The sequence below is a fragment of the Winogradskyella ludwigii genome (assembly GCF_013403985.1).
GTDB lineage: Bacteria > Bacteroidota > Bacteroidia > Flavobacteriales > Flavobacteriaceae > Winogradskyella > Winogradskyella ludwigii.
Genome location: NZ_JABFDF010000007.1, coordinates 1 through 17,437, shown reverse-complemented (window position 1 = coordinate 17,437; position 17,437 = coordinate 1). Strand labels below are relative to the sequence as shown.

Sequence of the window (17,437 nt, the reverse complement as noted above, 5' to 3'; positions counted from 1 at the left end):
TTTTGAATAAAACGATACAACTTCAGGATTTAGGAACTAAAGATTTTAAAGAAACTTGGGATTACCAAGAAACACTCTTTAAAGCCGTTTTAGAGACTAAGATAAAGAATAGAAGGGAAGATGCTGGTTTAGTTACCGATAACCATTTTCTATTTGTAGAACATCCACATGTTTATACATTAGGCAAAAGTGGAGATTTATCTAATTTGTTACTTTCTGAAGTTCAATTAGCAGAGAAAGGAGCAACCTTTTATAAAATAAATAGAGGTGGAGATATTACCTATCATGGTCCTGGACAGATAGTCGGTTATCCTATTTTAGATTTAGATAATTTCTTTACTGATATTCATAAATACTTACGTTTTTTAGAGGAAGTAATTATTCTTACGTTAGCCGAGTACGGCTTAAAAACAGAACGTAGTCCTGGTGAAACAGGTGTTTGGTTAGATGTTGGTACTCCGTTTGCTCGTAAAATTTGCGCATTAGGAGTGAGAGCAAGCCGTTGGGTTACCATGCACGGATTTGCGTTAAATGTGAATGCCGATTTAGGGTATTTTGACAATATTATTCCATGTGGTATTCGTGGAAAAGCGGTAACAACGTTAAATAATGAATTGGGAGTTGATAAGGTTGATGAGGAAGAGGTGAAGACTAAGATTTTGAAACATTTTAGTGTGCTTTTTGAGGCTTCTTTTACCAAATAAAAATACACTGAGACTTTATTTAATTCTTCTTTCGTTGATTATATTTCCTTTTTGTTCTGATTAGTTTGTATCTAAAATCGTCATAAAATAAACTGATTAATAAGATTGCTGCACCAAAAAGGAGTGTATTTAATTTGAAATTTAATCTTGAATAAAGGAATCCTCCAATAATTCCTCCAAGAAAAAAGAAGCATATAATAAAAACTCGAAGTTTAATTGTAGATTTTATTTTGGATCTATGTTGTTGGTATTCAGAGAAAAATAGTTGGGACAATTCAATACCTAAATCTGTAAATAATCCTGTGAGATGTGTCGTTCTTACCACAGCGTTCGAAATTTTTGTTACAAAAGAATTTTGTAGTCCCATAGAGAATAGAAGTGCACAAACGATAACGTCTGAGTGTTCTATTTTTTGAATATGACTAATAAGCGCAATGGTTATTAGAATCACACACTCAAGTAGAGTAGGTATTACAAATACATTTAGTTTCCTGTTACCTCTAAATTTTTCAATTAGAAAACTCGATGAAAACGAGCCAAATAAGAAAGAAAAAATATAAAGAAAGTATATAGTGCCTTTCCAAAATTGAAAATTAGCAACATCACTTATAAAAAGTGCAAAATGTCCTGTAACGTTAGTTGTTAATTGGCCAAGGGATAAGAAGCCTGAAACATTTACAATGCCTGCGACAAAAGATAATATAGTAGCAATACGCAGATTGTGTATCAGTGTTCTACTTGTACCTTGATGTCTAAACATGTTGTTTTTATTTAATTCCTATGTTCAAATTACATTTACTTTAATTCAATGTCAACTATTGAGAGCTTTTAAACTAGGTTTCATCATTAAAGAACACCTTATAAAAGTGCATTTTCTTTTCTTCATCATAGCCGCGTTCTAAATATTCTGCGGAAGCATCTGGAGCATCAACATCTAATTTAATTTGAATATTTGTGTCTAGTTTTATTTCGGTTTTAATTTTCTGTTTTTGCTTTTTTAAAGCAATTTCAGAAACGTCAAACTGGTTTCTAATGAGTACTTTATTGTCTGTTTCGTAGACTTTTTTGTAATCCTCAAAGAGTTGAATTTTATCTTCTTCCTCAAAAACTTCTTCTTTAAAGGTATCAATATTTACAATTTCATTTTCTTTAAAGAAATCTACCGTTTTAGCTAGGAAATTGCTTTGTTCTTGTCCGCCATAGTTAGGATGCAAAACTTCTTTAGAAAACTCTCTACACATTTCAATACAATTCTTGGTGTGTTGATTGCTATCGTCTGGATATCTAATGTTTAAAAAGCTTTTTATCCAATACTGTGTATCGTAGGTATTATTATCTACGCTGAGTACAATTTTCCCTTCCATATCAGCAGTATTTAAGATTAAACAGCCTTTATCTACTTTCTTTGCTTGAATACCTTTTTGAACTAATATATCGTAGTTTTTGTCTTCTAAATAGGTCTGAAAAAACTCTGTTTTATTTTCAATTTTAAAGATGCCAATGGCATCTGTGAAAAAGTCTTCATATTGTACGTTTTCAAAATGACAAATAAGGACATCTCCTGTCTTAATCTGAGCAGAATTACTTTGTTCAAATAGGTGCGTAACTATGTGTTTTGAAGTGTCTACAAAATCTGCATCTTCTTTAAATAACTGTTCACTGTAGGTGTTAATTTCATTGAGTCCAATGTCGCTATGATGATGAAAACGATAAGTCTCTGCGGCACTCACAAAAGGCTTTAAAAGGTATGGCAACATTAAGTGATATGTGGCTTCATCAAAATCTACAATGGCATCTGAAAATGCATTTTTGGTACCATTAAATTTATTTCCAACTTTGTGAATTATACAGCTTTTTATTGAGGCTTTTTGTCTTTTGATCATGATAGAAATTGACGTTAAATTTTAATATACAATACTACAAAACGATAAGCTTATTTTAAGTGATATCGCCTTTTAAATAGTGTTGGTTTTAGTGTAATTTATAAACTATTATTGTTTTGTCATCACTTTGCGTAATAAGCTCTAAACCGCTTTCGTTGTCTAATTTCTCTAGAGTAGCACTTGCAGTTCCAAACACGGGAAAATTAGGGATTGATTTGGCTTGGCTGTCAAAGAGATAGACTTTTTTAGCTTGTAAATCTGTAGTAGTAACGTATATTTTGTCGTTTAGATAGAAAATTCTGGGTTCTGTGTATTCTCCGTAATCCAAATCAATAGTTCTAGATTTAATAATTAATCTATTTTCTCTAAGTGAAACTAACGTTTTACTCGTTGTAGTAATTTTATGTTTCTCTGTAAGATTTAGATCCTTTGTGCTAACTTTTCCTCGTGTGTCAACTTGTATTAACTGCCCAAGAGTATTTGATGTTGTAAATTTATTTTGGTATAAATACAGCTCATTATTTGAAAAACTGATTTTATCTTTGACGTTAATTCTAACATCACCTTGTCTGTTTAGAATCTTTATGTTTTCACCTGCGGCAAAAACAATATAATCTTTTGTTCCAACTCTAAAGTGCTTAGGTTGTGTAACGATGTTAGAGCCATTACTTTTATATTTAAAGCCACCAACAGTTTGCCCTTTGGTAGTATACATTAAGAGGTTTTTGCCTTGTGTAACCAATAATCTATATTCTTTTCGTTTATCATAATCAAACACAGCAAGTGGTTGCGTAATGGCATCATTGAATTTTATAGGAAAATGAGAGACATCTTTACCGTTTCTATCTAGCACATAAAGTCTATTAGATGTTGTAAAAGCCAATTGTAATCTTCCATTTTTATACATGTCAATTTGCTCTACTTGTCCTAAAATTTCTCCTTGTAGTTGTTTTTTCCAGAGTATACTCCCAGAGCTAGAGATAAGATACAATGTGTTGTTTACGTCTTGTGCTACAATATCATGTGATTTTGAAACATGATTTTTAACAACTTGCGGAGCAATTAAGGATGGAGCATCGAGGGCTGTGGTAAATGCTTCTGCTACAGAATTAGAAACGGCTCTTTTTTTGAATTTCTGAATAATTCCGTTGATATGTGTGTAATTGTCTTCGTATATAAACTGAACAGCATTGGCGTTGTAGCCGGTCATTGTTTTTCCTAAAACGGTTGAGAGTTGCTCAGCATTTTTGAAAATGAATAATGAAGCCTCGTCGCTTAGTTCGTTACTGATGCTTTTAAAAGCGTTAGAATTAGCAAGCGTATTGCTATTTAATGCATCTGTTAAAACAGATTTTAAGGTTTCAATAGAACTTGAAAATAAAATAAAATCTTCAAATACGGAAAAATAATTAGCATCTTCAAAACTAATAAATGGCATTAAATTAGATTGAAAGAAGTCTGGTTTTTGAAACTCATAAATGTCAATGTCTCTAAAAGTTTCGGATATAGACTTCTCTTCAATAGATTCTAAAATTAAATTTGGATCTAATGAATGAAGGACTAAAACATTATCGATTAAAGCAATCTCGTTGGTGAAATTTAAAAAGGTATCAGAAGCCTCTAATTCGTCATTTATCTGAGTCTTATTTTTACTAAATAAAGAAAAATTATCGTAACCTATACTAATTAAAGAGCCTGTGTTGTGTGGAGCAATTGAAGGTGTATTTGTTTTCTGAGGAATTGTATTTTTAAAACGATCAAGACTATAAGCTATAGAGTCTTTAGATTTAGAGATGCCGTTGTAACTTATAAAGTTATCTGTATGTGTTAAATCTAAAACGGCAAAATTAGAATCGTCTTTATTGCCAATTTTAGTGAACAATAGTTTAGAGTAATTGGAGTCATCTAATTTAAAAACTATGGAAGCGATTGATTTTTGATCTGTAGTTTCAATTAATTTGCTAAGCTCTATGTTTTCATTTTCAGAATTTAAACTTTTTAAAAGTTCAAGGTTATTGGATCCCGCAAAAGAGGTACCAATAATTTTATGATAAATAGTTGTGGTGTCAATTTGGGTCTTTTCAATTTTAGAATTCTGTAAAGTTTCAGAGATTCTATTGGGTATTGAATCTATATCAAATAATCTATCGTCATTTTTAGTAAGAATTAAGTAATCAGAATAGGTTGTGTCCGTAAAAGAGAGATAGACTTGATTTGTGGTGTTCAGTGTTTTAAGAATGCGAGTAGAATTCTTTACATCTTCATGATATACTGAAGAAAGAATGTCATTGTTTTCTAGACTATTAATAAAATCACTAAGCTCATTTATTTGAATAACAGTAGATGTTTCGCTCGGAATGAATTGGTAGGCTTGTTTTGTCTTGTTGTAATCTTTTTGGCATGCTAATACAAGCGTGAGTAAAATTATTAAAAAACCAAGTCGCTTCATTTAATTTGAAATTTTAGATTACAAATATAAAAAGTTAAACCTACTTTGATTTTAAAATGGTGTATTAATCCTTCTAAATAGTTTTACCTGGAGGTGTTTGTGATTTTTGCGTATGGCTTATTTTTTTATTCCAACTCAATACGAAAAAACAATATTAATAAAATTGTAACAGAGCTAATTTCTATTCTTCAGGTAATAGCCTAAACGATTTTCTGTGGTACTTAGTAACACCAAACTCTTTAATTGCTTCTCTATGTTGTTTTGTTGGATACCCTTTGTTTTGTTTCCAATTGTACATTGGGAATTCTTCATGAATAGTTTCCATGAATTTATCTCTGTAAGTTTTTGCTAGTATAGAAGCTGCAGCAATGCTTAGATATTTACTATCGCCTTTTATTATTGTCTCATGAGGAATCGTATGGTAAGGTTTAAACCTGTTTCCATCTACAATTATATATTCAGGAATAGGATTTAATGTTGAAATAGCACCATGCATGGCTTTTATGGATGCATTTAAAATATTAATAGTGTCAATTTCAGATTCAAAAATATGCTGAACACCAAAAGAAACGCTCTGGTGTTCTATTATAGGCTTTAAAATATTTCTGTTTTTCTCTGAAAGTTGTTTAGAGTCATTTAGTAATTTATTTTTAAAAGTCAATGGTAAAATAACTGCAGCTGCTGTTACAGGACCAGCTAAACAACCTCTACCTGCCTCATCTGTACCACATTCCAAATTATAAGTCGAAAATTGAATTTTTAATGCCAAAATGTTAATTTTTGAACAAAGTTAAAATTTTAACGCAACCCTTATGCATTTTTTGCATCTAACTATTGAGTTATGGTAGAAAAACATTAAAAAAAAATCAATTAAGACTTATTGCGAAATATGTAAAAGGATTAACATTTTTTTGGCAAAAATGCTTGGTTATTTAATATTTAATTAAGATGTTTGCAATTAGACTAACTCAAATAATTGTTTTATGAAATTAAAATTAACATGGTTATTAACGCTATTTATGGCGTTCGTGATGCAGTTTTCTTTTGCACAAGAGAAAACTATCACAGGTACAGTTACAACAGCATCGGATGGTTTACCCCTTCCTGGCGCTAGTGTAATTGTAAAAGGGACCTCTAGAGGTCAACAAACAGATTTTGATGGTAAGTATACTATTAAAGTCAATCAAGGAGATGTTTTAATCGTCTCTTACGTTGGGATGGAGCCTGGCCAAATTACAGTAGGTGCTGGAAGTTCTTATGATATTACGCTTAAGGATGCTAGTTCTCTTGATGAGGTTGTTATTACAGGTTATAAAGGAGCTACTAATAGTTCTAAGATAGCGTCGGCTTTATCAACAGTAAGTGCAGAGTCTATTGAGTCTGTTCCAATTACTTCTTTAGATCAAATGCTTCAAGGTCAAGCAGCGGGTGTAAGTGTAAATACTGGATCGGGTCAGCCTGGGCAAAGTGCTACAATTATCATTCGTGGTAGAAATTCTCTTAATGGAGATACTGAGCCACTTTTTATTATTGATGGTGTGCCAGTTGATCAAGATAATTTCCGTAGTCTTAATCAAAATGACATCGCTACAATGTCTGTGTTAAAAGATGCTGCAGCAACTGCTATTTATGGAAATAGAGGTGCAGGTGGTGTAATACTTGTTACAACTAAAACTGGTAAAAAAGGATCAGGTGTTCAAGTAAAGTATAGATCATTATATGGTGTTTCAGATGCTCCTGACGCGAAATTTGACGTTATGAGTTCTTCTCAGTTTTTGAATTTTCAAAAATATATGCTTCCTGGTGATCAGCTAGGTGATGCTTTATCAGATCAGGAGATATCAGCGATATCTTTACAGGCTAATACTAATTGGGCAGATATATTATTACGTCAAGGTCGTACTGATTCTCATGAAATTTCTATAACTACTGGTGGTGAAAATAGTTCATCATTTTCTTCTGTTCAGTATTTTAAGCAAGAAGGTACTACTATTGGTAGTGATTTAAAACGTTTTTCTTTTAGAAATAACTTTAATGCAAATTCTGCAGATAATAAGTTAAACTTTTCTACAAGTTTAACTGCAAACTATTCAGTTAGTAGTTTTGTGGTAGATGCGGTTAGGGATACTAACACAGGTGGTCAATTAGATAATCCTTTTATTGTTCCTTACATTGGTTTACCTTATTTATCTCCATATAATCCAGATGGTTCTATAAATATTTGGGGTACAGGTCCTACTGGGACTGGTGGTTCTGGGGCTTATTTAGCAGATGGAACTATTGATTATGATAATGTTGATGGTTTTAGAAATACGCCATTTATCGCATTAAATACAGCTGCTTTAGGTACAGATCAAGAATCTGAAATTAAAGTAGTAGGTAGAATTGCAGCAGATTATAATTTTGCTAAAAATTTAACTTTCGGAACTTCTTTTGGTATAGATTACACTAATGAAGAACGTTTAACAATAAATCCTCCAGGAAGTATTAGAAGTTTTAGAACACCATCTGATGGTTCTGAGCAAAAGGGATCTCAATATGAGCAATATTACAGAGATGCAAATTTTATTACAAACGCTTATTTACGTTATGATAATAACTTAACTGAAAAATTAAACCTTAATGCGGCAGTTTTTGCTGAGTATAACTATTCTAATACGCAATTTGGATTTTTTGAAGCTTTTGGTTTAAACCCGGTATTGCCAGGTTCTGGTTCAGGTTTCTCTAGTGGTTCTACTACAGAAGGAGACGATAATGATGTATACAATTATATTCCTACTGTAGGTTCTATTGAATCTGAATTAGCGTTGGGTTCTGTGTTTGCAACTGTAGATTTAGATTATGACTCACGTTTTGGTTTATCTGGTTCTATTAGAAATGATGCTACTTCTCGTTTTGTAGAAAATAGAGATGGTATCTTTTGGTCTGTAGCAGGTCGTTGGAATATTGATAACGAGAGTTTCATGGAAGATGTTGATTGGCTTTCTATTTTGAAATTACGTGTTAGTTATGGTGTTGTAGGTAACCAAGGTGTTGGTACACGTTATCAAGGATATCAAACAGTTAGTGCTGGTTCTGGATATCAGTTAACTAATTCTTACCAATTAGGTACACTAATTGATCCAAATATTAAATGGGAAACATCTAATCAGTTTAACGTTGGTTTAAGTTTTGGTTTATGGAATAGCAGACTGTCAGGTGAGTTAGATCTTTATAGAAACTTAACTACTGATTTATATGCTGGTAAGTTATTATCTACAGCTGGTACAGGGTCTTCTTCTGTTACTACTAACGTTGCAGATATGAGTAATAAGGGTGTTGATTTTCAAATCTCTTATGATTTGTTAAGAAAGTCTTCAACTAACAATTGGTCTATTACTTTAAATGCAAATGCTAACTATAATAAGAATTTAGTTGAAAAATTACCTGGTGGTTTCGCAACTGGTTTAGAGGGTACTACTAGACTTAGAATCGCTGAAGGACATGCAGCAAATACATGGTTTATGGTAAGATGGGCAGGTGTTAATCCAGCAAATGGTGAGCCGCTTTATCTTGATATTAACGGTGATATTACAAATGAATATAATCCTGATGATGCAGTTTATTTAGATAAAAACTTTGACCCTACTTATACTGGTGGTTTTGGTGCTGATATATCATATAAAGGATTTTCATTAAATGCATTGTTTTCTTTTCAGGCAGATGGTTGGAAAAACAACAGTTCTCAAGCACTTATTGAAGATACTAGTTTAGGTGCAAACTTAAATTTATCAACAACTGTATTAGACGCTTGGACTACTCCAGGACAAATAACGGATATTCCTGCATTAGAGTACGGTGGTTTACGTGCTGTTGCTGGTGATAGATATTTAGAAGATGCTTCTTTCTTAAGACTAAGAAATGTTGCTTTATCATATAACGTAGATAAAAAGGTGTTAGATAAAATGAATTTATTTAACGGTATTCGCATATTTGTACAAGGAACAAACTTGTTTACTTGGACTAAATATACTGGATTCGATCCTGAAGGAACTGTACCTTCTTCATTCTTTGAATATCCTGTTGCTCAGACGTATAGTTTAGGATTTGATTTAACTTTTTAATAAAAAATAGAAATGAAAAAATATTTAATAATATTGCCCTTATTTGTTGCAACGGTATTCCTAAGTTGTAGCGATCAATTAGATAGGCTTCCAGTAGATAGTTTAGTGGAAGAAACGGCTTATAATACAGTAGAGGATCTTCAATTTGGTCTTAACGGTGTTATTGGTAGTCTTAGTTATAATTATATCATTGGATTTAATTCTATTTTCACCGACAACACAAGATTAGGTGTAGATAATGGTGGTCAAGATATTGGATTCAATCAACAAATTCTAAATGCAGATACTGGTGGTTTCTCTTTTGGAGGTGGAACGCTTTGGAATGGTAGATACGCGATGATTAATGATATGAATAGATTGCTTACTGCAAGTTCTTCTATCTCACCAGATCCTGCGGATGTTGATACTTATAATAATATATTGGCACAAACTTATGCTTTTAGAGCATTAGCACATTATGAGTTGTTATTATATTATGGTTTTGATATGACAGATGATTCTGCATTAGGTGTTCCTTATGTTGATTATGTTTCAGCAGATGCAACTCCAGGTAGAAATACTGTAGGTGAAGTATTAACAGGGATCCAATCAGATTTAGATGAAGCTTTAGCTTTATTTCCTGCAGGAACTACTGATATTAATTTTGCTACACCGGATTTTGTTACTTTTTTAAGAGCAAGAATTGCTTTAGAAACAGGTGATAATACAGGCGCAATTGCTTATAGTAATTCTTTAATTGCAGATTATCCATTAGCAAGCTTTAGTCAGTATTTTGCAATGTTTAATGAAGATGCAGATAAAACAGAAGTTGTTTTCAATTTTGACAATGTTCAAGATTTTGATTATGGTATCAATTTTTTCTGGAATTTCTCAGGTCAAGGACCAAAGTTTGAGATTTCTAGAGAGTTATTTGATCTCTATACAGATGATGATATTAGAAAAACAGTTGTTCTTGATGACGCTGGTGATGATGCTTCTGATTTATTAGTAGTAGGAAAATATCCAATTAATTCAAATACATTGGCTATTAATGATTTCAAAGCTATGAGAATTTCTGAAATCTATTTAATTAGAGCAGAAGCTTATGCAAAGTCTACTCAGTTTGATTTGGCAGCAGCAGATGTATTAGCGGTTCAAACTGCAAGACATATTAGTACACCAGATGCTGTTGAGTATAATTCTTTACTTGAAGCTATCGAAGGAATTATAGCAGAAAGAAGATTAGAATTAGCTTTTGAAGGTCATAGGTATACAGATATTAAGAGAGTTCGTTCTATTACAGGTGACGGAATTGAAAGATTGGAAGATTTAGGTGATTGTGGTGGTTCAGTTCCATGTTCATTACCTTCTACTTCTCCTAAATTTATTCTTCCAATACCTTCAGGAGAAATTAATGGTAACACGGTAATCGCTGAGCAACAAGCTCCAGGTTATTAAAAAAAAAAATAATTGAAATTATGAAAAATTTATTTAAAATATTCTTTGTGTTCTTGATGGTTGCATCTTGTGAAGATACAGAACGAGTTACTTTCGATGGATCTACAGCAGTTGGATTTTCGGAATCTATTATAGAATTGAGTGTCCCTGTTGGTGGTGTTACTTCCACTGTTGGTCTTGTATCTACTACAATTTCAAGTGAGGTTAGAACTTTCGATGTTACTGTTGAGGATTCAACAGTAGAGTCTAGTGAGTATGTTATTGGTTCTGCTACTATTCCAGCTAATTCTTATGAAGGTACGTTAGACGTAACTTTGAACTATGATGGTTTAGAAGATTTTGTTCTTAATTCATTAACGTTATCTATTGATGTACCTGGTAGTGCTTTTCCTCCAGTGACATTTAGCTTTTTAAAAGAGTATGACATTACTACATTTGTTTGTGGTGATCTTAAACTTAATATTGTAGCAGATAATTATACGTCTGAGACTACTTGGGAGGTTGCAGATTCTTCTGGAAGTATTGTGGCGTCAGGAGGACCTTACGATGATAGTATTGCTGGAACTGAATTAATCTCTAATATTTCTTTAGCAGCAGGTGATTATACATTTACTATATATGATTCATATGGTGATGGTTTATTTGATGGAACCAACACAGGAACGTACAATTTATATTGTGCAGCACAAACTGTGGTTTCTTATGCTAGTGGTAGTGGTAATTTTGGAGCTTCTGAGTCAACTGATTTTACTATCGTAGAATAATAAATATATAAAACATATCTTATGAAAAAAATATTAAAATTAATACCAATCTTGTTTCTTGTTTTAACATTTAGTTGTGAGCAAGATGATGATAATTCAAGATTTTACAATGACCCTACAAGTGGATGGGTTGAATTTGCTACACCTAGTAGTGGTACAACTGTTTCTCCGTTTGCAGAATCGTTATCGTTACCTGTGAGTTTAAGAGTACCTGTTTATGAAGGTGGCTTAAACGTAACTTATAGTTTAGTTGCTGTTGAGGGAGATTTTACTAGTATTGTAGGTACTTTAAGTACTGATACTTTATCATTTTCTTCTGATGTATCACCTGGCGCAGATGGTACACCTAGCGTACAGAATATTGTAATAGGATTTGAGAATTTAGATTTAGTTACTGAACCTATAGTTTTTGATGTAGTTTTAACTGCTGTTGATGTTGATGGTGTTACAATAGGTGTAGATGATGATAGTATCACGTCTTATAGAGTTTCAACTCCATGTCCTGTAGTTACTGCAGATAGCTATAATGTTGATGTAACTGGTCCAAATGGTGCAACACCTTCACATACTGTAGCGTTAACTCCTACAGGTGTTGCTAATCAGTTTTCTGTAACTTCTACTTGGGGTCCAGAATTTGTAGCTGAAGTAGCTGGTCAACCTGCTTTAGCAGGGCAGTACCTTTATTCTGCTACTATATCTATTAATGACGATTTAACTGTTAGCGTTGTTTCTACTGATTCTACAGTAGGAGGTGATGGATCTGCGGAAACTGATGGTTATGGTACTTATGATAGTTGTAATGACGTATTCTTAATTACCTTAACACAAGGTCTATTTACTACAGATTTTACAGTAGATCTTACGATGACAGCTTTATAAAATTATTTTGTATATATAAAAAGCCCGCGTTAGCGGGCTTTTTTATTTTATAAAAGGATTTATACTTTTTGTAATGTAAATTCAAAATATCTATTGTAATATTATTTATTATAACTATTTTTGATTATTGAGTGATATAAAATACCCTCAGAATCCTTACACCTAAATTTTAAATTATGAAACAAAAATTATTTTCTCTCCTAATATTTATTTCCGTTATTTCTCAGAGTGTTTACGCTCAAAAAGAGAACCCTATTTGGAATGAAGTTACTAATCTATCGTCGGATTTAGATACTTGGAAAAGAAGCGCACTACCTGATTCTTATATTACATACCAATTAGATTTTGATTTACTCATTAGTAAATTAGCTAATGCACCAATGAGATCAGAAGCTAAGAATGTAAATGGAGTCTTCGTTGATTTACCACTTAATAATAAATTACAAAAGTTTGAAGTTTATGATGCACCAGTTTTGGCTTCTGATTTACAAGATAGACTTTCTAATGTTCATTCTTATATAGGTAGGTCAGTAGATAATAAAAACATCTTGATAAGATTTAGTGTATCACTAAAAGGTTTCAATGCTATTATATTAAATGATGAATTAGGAACTCAATACATTGATTCTTATACTAAGAATAATCAGTATTGTATTTTGTATTTCAAAAAAGACTTATCTTCTAATGAAGAAATTGTTTGTTTAAATGAAAGTGAAGAGGCGGCACATACTAGCTTCGATAGTAGCTCAAGTTCTGCTACAGATAGAAATGTAGATGATGGGCAGTTAAGAGAATTTCGTTTAGCTCTAGCTTGTACCCAAGAATACGCAACTTATCATTTATTTCAATTAGGGCTTTCTAGTGCTAGTGATACTGTAAAGAAAGATGCTATTTTAAATGTTATGAATGATGTAATGACTAGAGTTAATGCTGTATATGAAAATGAATTATCGGTTACTATGACAATAGTTAATGATAATAGTAATGTTGTTTTTTTACAAGACAGTTTCTTATCTAATAATGATATTAGTGAATTGATTGATCAATCTCAAACTTGGATTGATATCTTTTTAGGTTCAGAGAATTATGATATTGGACACATGTTAAGTACTTCAGGTAGTGGTTTAGCACAGTTATATTCACCTTGTACTAATAATAAAGCAAGAGCTGTGAGTGGTGGTTTGTCAAGTATTCCAGAAGGTACAGTTTTCGAAAACACAATGATGCATGAAATGGGGCACCAATTTGGAGCTTTTCACACGTATAATTCAACGAGTTGTGCAAGTGCAGCTACTTCAAACTCTGCATATGAGCCAGGTGGTGGAACTACGATTATGTCTTACGCAGGTATTTGTGGATCAAGTTCTAACATACAATCAGAGGCTGATAATTATTTTCATCAAAATAGTATAGATCAAATGTGGGGTAATATTACTAATGGCAATAGTACATGTGGTAATCAATCAAGTACTGGTAATACTGCGCCTGTAGCTAATGCTGGTGGTAATTATACAATACCAATAGGAACTCCATATAGATTAGCTGGAGTAGCAACGGATATTGATGGTTTAGAATCTTTAACGTATTGTTGGGAGGAGTACGATTTAGGAGCTAGTGTAGCAGCACCAAATTTTTTAACATCTACTGGTCCTATCGTTAGATCTTTTCCTCCATCAAGTAATAGCACAAGATATATTCCAAAACTTGAAGACTATGTGAGTAGTGTTAATTCTTCAACTACTTGGGAGAAATTAGTTTTAATTAATAGAGATGTTAATTATTCTCTTTTAGTTAGAGATAATGATATTTCTGGTGGTCAAGTGGGCTTAGATTTTATGACAGTTACAGTTAGTGATTCAAGTGGTGCATTTACAGTATCATCTCAAAACACTACAGGTTTATCTTATACAGGTTCTACGATTCAAACGGTGACATGGAATGTTGGAAATACTAACGTTGCTCCTATAAATAGTAATATTGTAAATATACTGTTGTCTACTGATGGCGGATTAAATTTTGACACAGTTTTATTATCAAATACGCCTAACGATGGTGTTGAGGATATTACTTTGCCAAATGTTGATGCCGCTTCATGTAGGTTCATGGTAGAATCAGCAGATAATATATTCTATAATTTAAACACGAAAAATTTCGCTATTGAAATGAATTTGAGTGTTGATGATAATATTTTAGCTAACAGTTTAAATGTATATCCAAACCCAAGTAAAGGGGAATTTACAATTAGTTTTGATTCAGTTCTTAATAATAGTTCTGTTAAAATAGATGTTTATGATATTAGTGGACGTTCAGTTTACAAAAATATTTTTGTAAATGAATCGGCTCAATTCAATGAGACTATAAATCTAAATTCTGTAGCTTCTGGAGTATATATAGCAAATATTTCAAATGGAAATAATATAACTACTGCTAAGATTATTATTGAATAAGTTATTTTATTTCTTATTCAATACTTATAATTAATCAAAATTTTAAAGCCTGAACAATAGTATTATTGTTCAGGCTTTAATTTATATAATATTTTATTGATGCATTGTGAGCATACATTGTAGTTTATTGCTTTCTGATATTTTATAACAATTAGTTTTAATGCATTAACATATCAGTACCTAATATTGCAGTTATTATTTATTTGTGTTAAGTAAAATGTATTTTCTATGCATAAACAATAATTTATGTTTTTCTTTGTTTGAAAACTATATCATATTAAATGGACATCAAATATTCATATTCATATTTACTTTTACTTTGCATATTTACCACAAGTCTTACTGCTCAAACTAAACTCAAAAGTGGAAAGATGGGGAGTGTACAAGATACGTCTGCCGTCAAAATATCTAAAGGTTTTAAAGATACTGCAACAATAGACATGTATCTACAATTTAAAAACATAGTAGATACGGTTCAAGTTGATACAACATTGACGCTTAAAAAAGAATACAAATTTAATTACCTACAACAAGACAATTTCAATTTAATCTCTTTTGCTAATATTGGTCAAACATATAATACACTAAGTTTTAATAGTTGGGATTCTAATACAAGTCCACTGTTTGGTGCTAGAGCGCGCCATTTTAATTATTTTGAACATGATGATATTAATTACTATGAGGTTCCGACACCTTGGACACGCTTAACATATAAGACCGCTTTTGAACAAGGCCAACTATTAGATGCTTTTTTTACAGTAAATCTATCCCGACAATTTAATTTTTCTATTGCATATAAAGGACTAAGGTCTCTGGGGAATTATCAAAATGTATTAACCAGTTCTGGTAATTTCAGGTTTGGCTCAAATTACAACTCAAAGAATAAAAAATATAACGCTAAAGGTTATATCGTTATGCAAGATCTTCTTAATCAAGAAAACGGTGGCCTAGAAACCGACGATCTTGATAATTTCACTTCTGGAGATGAAGAGTTTTTAGACAGATCCGTATTTGATCCTGCTTTTGAAGATGCTGAAAATATTTTAGAAGGTAAGCGCTTTTATTTGGAGCAGTCTTATGCATTATTACAAAATAAAGATTCTATAAGTAATAATAGTATTACGTTAGTCAATAAAATTTCATTTGAAGATAAGTATTACCAATACAGTCAAACAACAGCTGCTACTAGTTTTTTTGGTGAAGCTTTTACAACTAGCATTAATGATAAAGTAAAATTAGAAAACTTTAAAACATCACTGGGACTTCAGTATAGTAATAATATAATTGGGGATGTAGAGTTTGCTATAAATTATTCAGATATTAATTACGGTTATAATAGTCTTATATTATTTCCAACTGAAACCATAACAAATAGAATTCAGTCCAATTTTTTAGGATTGGAAGGAGTCTATTCAAAAACATACAAAGGATTCAATATTTCTGGTAAAGGAGGATTAAATCTGTCCGATACATTCGTTGGAAGTTATTTAGATGGCTCTATAAGTCTTAATTTAAATGATGATATAAAGGTCTCTGGTGGGATTTCAATTAATTCTAGACTTGCTAATTATAATTATCTATTATATCAAAGTGATTACCTTAATTATAACTGGTATAATTTTGATGATTTTAAAAACGTTAATACGCAACAGGTAAAATTCAATTTTCAATCTAAGAAATTGTTTAACGTAAACCTAGATCTTTCCAATATAGATAATTACACTTATTTCAATTTAGAAGAAACACTTGATGGTGTTAATATTATTAAACCCAAACAATACAATAAGCCAATTCAATATTTGAGGCTTAAGCTTCAAAAGGAAATCAAAGTAGGAAATTTTGCATTAGACAACTCTATTATGTATCAAAATGTTGTAAGTGATGAAGATGTGCTTAATGTACCAGCTCTCATTACGCGTAATACTCTGTATTACTCTAATCAGATATTTAAAAAGTCCATGACCCTACAGACAGGAGTAACCTTTAATTACTTCTCTAAATATAACATGAATGGTTATGATCCATTGTTAGCTGAGTTTTACACCCAAAATGAAACTAAACTAGGAGGGTTCCCTAGGTTAGATTTCTTTATTAATGCTAAGGTTAGGCAAACGCGTATCTTTTTTAAAGCAGAACACTTCAATTCATCCTTTACAGGATACGATTATTTTTCAGCACCTAATAATCCTTACAGAGACTTTACTATTAGATTTGGGTTAGTTTGGGATTTCTTTTTATAGCGTTTCACTTTTGTTTTAAATTAACAAAAGAGTCGCGTCATCCGCTATATCTTTTTAGTTGGATTATAATTTGAGATTATTTTAGTAATACTATTGTCTTTATATATAGTATTAAGTAATCAAAACTCAAAAAAGGATGCCGCTGCTACCGCTAACGCGAGTATTTGTTATGGTTCAGGCTTATCATAATATAGCGTTTATCTTTTAGTATAGGGTATAAGAGGCTATGAACTATTTGGATTTGAGAAAATTTTAGGGTTTAAAATATTGGTTTCAAGAGTTTTGAGAATTATATTAAAATAAAGTGCTATAAAGTAGTGTTAGTTTCTAAAAGGGTTTTATATTTGCACCCCGAAACAAAAACGAAAGTTTAAGTTTCATACGTTCCTTGCCAAGAGAAATTGAGTTAGAAAAAGAAATTAAATTTTTCTAAAATTAAGTTTGGTGGTTACGGAAAAGGGTTTTATATTTGCACCCGCTTAGCGCAACAACGTTAAGAGAAAGTAAAGAAAAGTTCATTAACATATTGAA

The 17,437-nt window shown here is 31.7% G+C and carries 11 protein-coding genes; 7 read left to right on the top strand and 4 right to left on the bottom strand.

Features of this window, described 5'->3' with window-relative positions; all coding sequences use genetic code 11:
• Positions 1–2: 2 nt before the first annotated feature.
• Positions 3–704: a lipoyl(octanoyl) transferase LipB gene (lipB, locus tag HM981_RS15290; RefSeq protein WP_179339684.1), complete on the top strand. Its 702-nt coding sequence runs from the start codon at positions 3–5 to the stop codon at positions 702–704.
• Positions 705–723: 19 nt separating this feature from the next.
• Here lipB and HM981_RS15285 read toward each other — a convergent pair whose 3' ends face one another.
• The 4 genes from HM981_RS15285 to HM981_RS15270 all read right to left on the bottom strand — a co-directional run bounded on the left by HM981_RS15285 (position 724) and on the right by HM981_RS15270 (position 5,805).
• The gene (locus HM981_RS15285; RefSeq protein ID WP_179339683.1) at positions 724–1,464 is read right to left on the bottom strand and encodes a YoaK family protein; all 741 of its coding nucleotides are present in this window, start codon (positions 1,462–1,464) and stop codon (positions 724–726) included.
• Positions 1,465–1,537: 73 nt separating this feature from the next.
• The gene (locus HM981_RS15280) at positions 1,538–2,587 is read right to left on the bottom strand and encodes a nucleoid-associated protein (protein WP_179339682.1); all 1,050 of its coding nucleotides are present in this window, start codon (positions 2,585–2,587) and stop codon (positions 1,538–1,540) included.
• An 88-nt stretch (positions 2,588–2,675) separates the two neighbouring features.
• The gene (locus tag HM981_RS15275; protein ID WP_179339681.1) at positions 2,676–5,036 is read right to left on the bottom strand and encodes a ribonuclease HII; all 2,361 of its coding nucleotides are present in this window, start codon (positions 5,034–5,036) and stop codon (positions 2,676–2,678) included.
• A gap of 181 nt (positions 5,037–5,217) precedes the next feature.
• Entirely contained in the window at positions 5,218–5,805 is a 588-nt protein-coding gene (locus HM981_RS15270) for a ribonuclease HII (protein WP_179339680.1), read from the bottom strand.
• Positions 5,806–6,019: 214 nt separating this feature from the next.
• Between HM981_RS15270 and HM981_RS15265 the strand changes: the two genes are divergently transcribed.
• The 6 genes from HM981_RS15265 (at position 6,020) to HM981_RS15240 (ending at position 16,906) form a co-directional block, all read left to right on the top strand.
• Complete coding sequence (locus tag HM981_RS15265) at positions 6,020–9,139, top strand: SusC/RagA family TonB-linked outer membrane protein (RefSeq protein ID WP_179339679.1); 3,120 nt, start codon at positions 6,020–6,022, stop codon at positions 9,137–9,139.
• 12 nt (positions 9,140–9,151) lie between these two features.
• Complete coding sequence (locus tag HM981_RS15260) at positions 9,152–10,576, top strand: RagB/SusD family nutrient uptake outer membrane protein (RefSeq protein ID WP_179339678.1); 1,425 nt, start codon at positions 9,152–9,154, stop codon at positions 10,574–10,576.
• A gap of 20 nt (positions 10,577–10,596) precedes the next feature.
• Positions 10,597–11,340 carry a hypothetical protein gene (locus tag HM981_RS15255; RefSeq protein WP_179339677.1) on the top strand — a complete coding sequence of 248 codons (744 nt, stop codon included), beginning with the start codon at positions 10,597–10,599 and terminating at the stop codon, positions 11,338–11,340.
• A 21-nt stretch (positions 11,341–11,361) separates the two neighbouring features.
• Complete coding sequence (locus HM981_RS15250) at positions 11,362–12,219, top strand: hypothetical protein (RefSeq protein ID WP_179339676.1); 858 nt, start codon at positions 11,362–11,364, stop codon at positions 12,217–12,219.
• A gap of 176 nt (positions 12,220–12,395) precedes the next feature.
• Entirely contained in the window at positions 12,396–14,666 is a 2,271-nt protein-coding gene (locus HM981_RS15245; RefSeq protein ID WP_179339675.1) for a zinc-dependent metalloprotease, read from the top strand.
• Positions 14,667–15,037: 371 nt separating this feature from the next.
• Positions 15,038–16,906, top strand: a complete 1,869-nt coding sequence (locus HM981_RS15240) for a putative porin (protein WP_246286306.1) — start codon at positions 15,038–15,040, stop codon at positions 16,904–16,906.
• Positions 16,907–17,437 lie beyond the last annotated feature (531 nt).

Bases quoted from the DNA above. Each gene is read 5' to 3' on its own strand.
- HM981_RS15285 (WP_179339683.1), bottom strand. From the start codon at position 1,464: ATGTTTAGACATCAAGGTACAAGTAGAACACTGATACACAATCTGCGT.
- HM981_RS15280 (WP_179339682.1), bottom strand. From the start codon at position 2,587: ATGATCAAAAGACAAAAAGCCTCAATAAAAAGCTGTATAATTCACAAA.
- HM981_RS15275 (WP_179339681.1), bottom strand. From the start codon at position 5,036: ATGAAGCGACTTGGTTTTTTAATAATTTTACTCACGCTTGTATTAGCA.
- HM981_RS15265 (WP_179339679.1), top strand. From the start codon at position 6,020: ATGAAATTAAAATTAACATGGTTATTAACGCTATTTATGGCGTTCGTG.
- HM981_RS15260 (WP_179339678.1), top strand. From the start codon at position 9,152: ATGAAAAAATATTTAATAATATTGCCCTTATTTGTTGCAACGGTATTC.
- HM981_RS15255 (WP_179339677.1), top strand. From the start codon at position 10,597: ATGAAAAATTTATTTAAAATATTCTTTGTGTTCTTGATGGTTGCATCT.
- HM981_RS15250 (WP_179339676.1), top strand. From the start codon at position 11,362: ATGAAAAAAATATTAAAATTAATACCAATCTTGTTTCTTGTTTTAACA.
- HM981_RS15245 (WP_179339675.1), top strand. From the start codon at position 12,396: ATGAAACAAAAATTATTTTCTCTCCTAATATTTATTTCCGTTATTTCT.
- HM981_RS15240 (WP_246286306.1), top strand. From the start codon at position 15,038: ATGGGGAGTGTACAAGATACGTCTGCCGTCAAAATATCTAAAGGTTTT.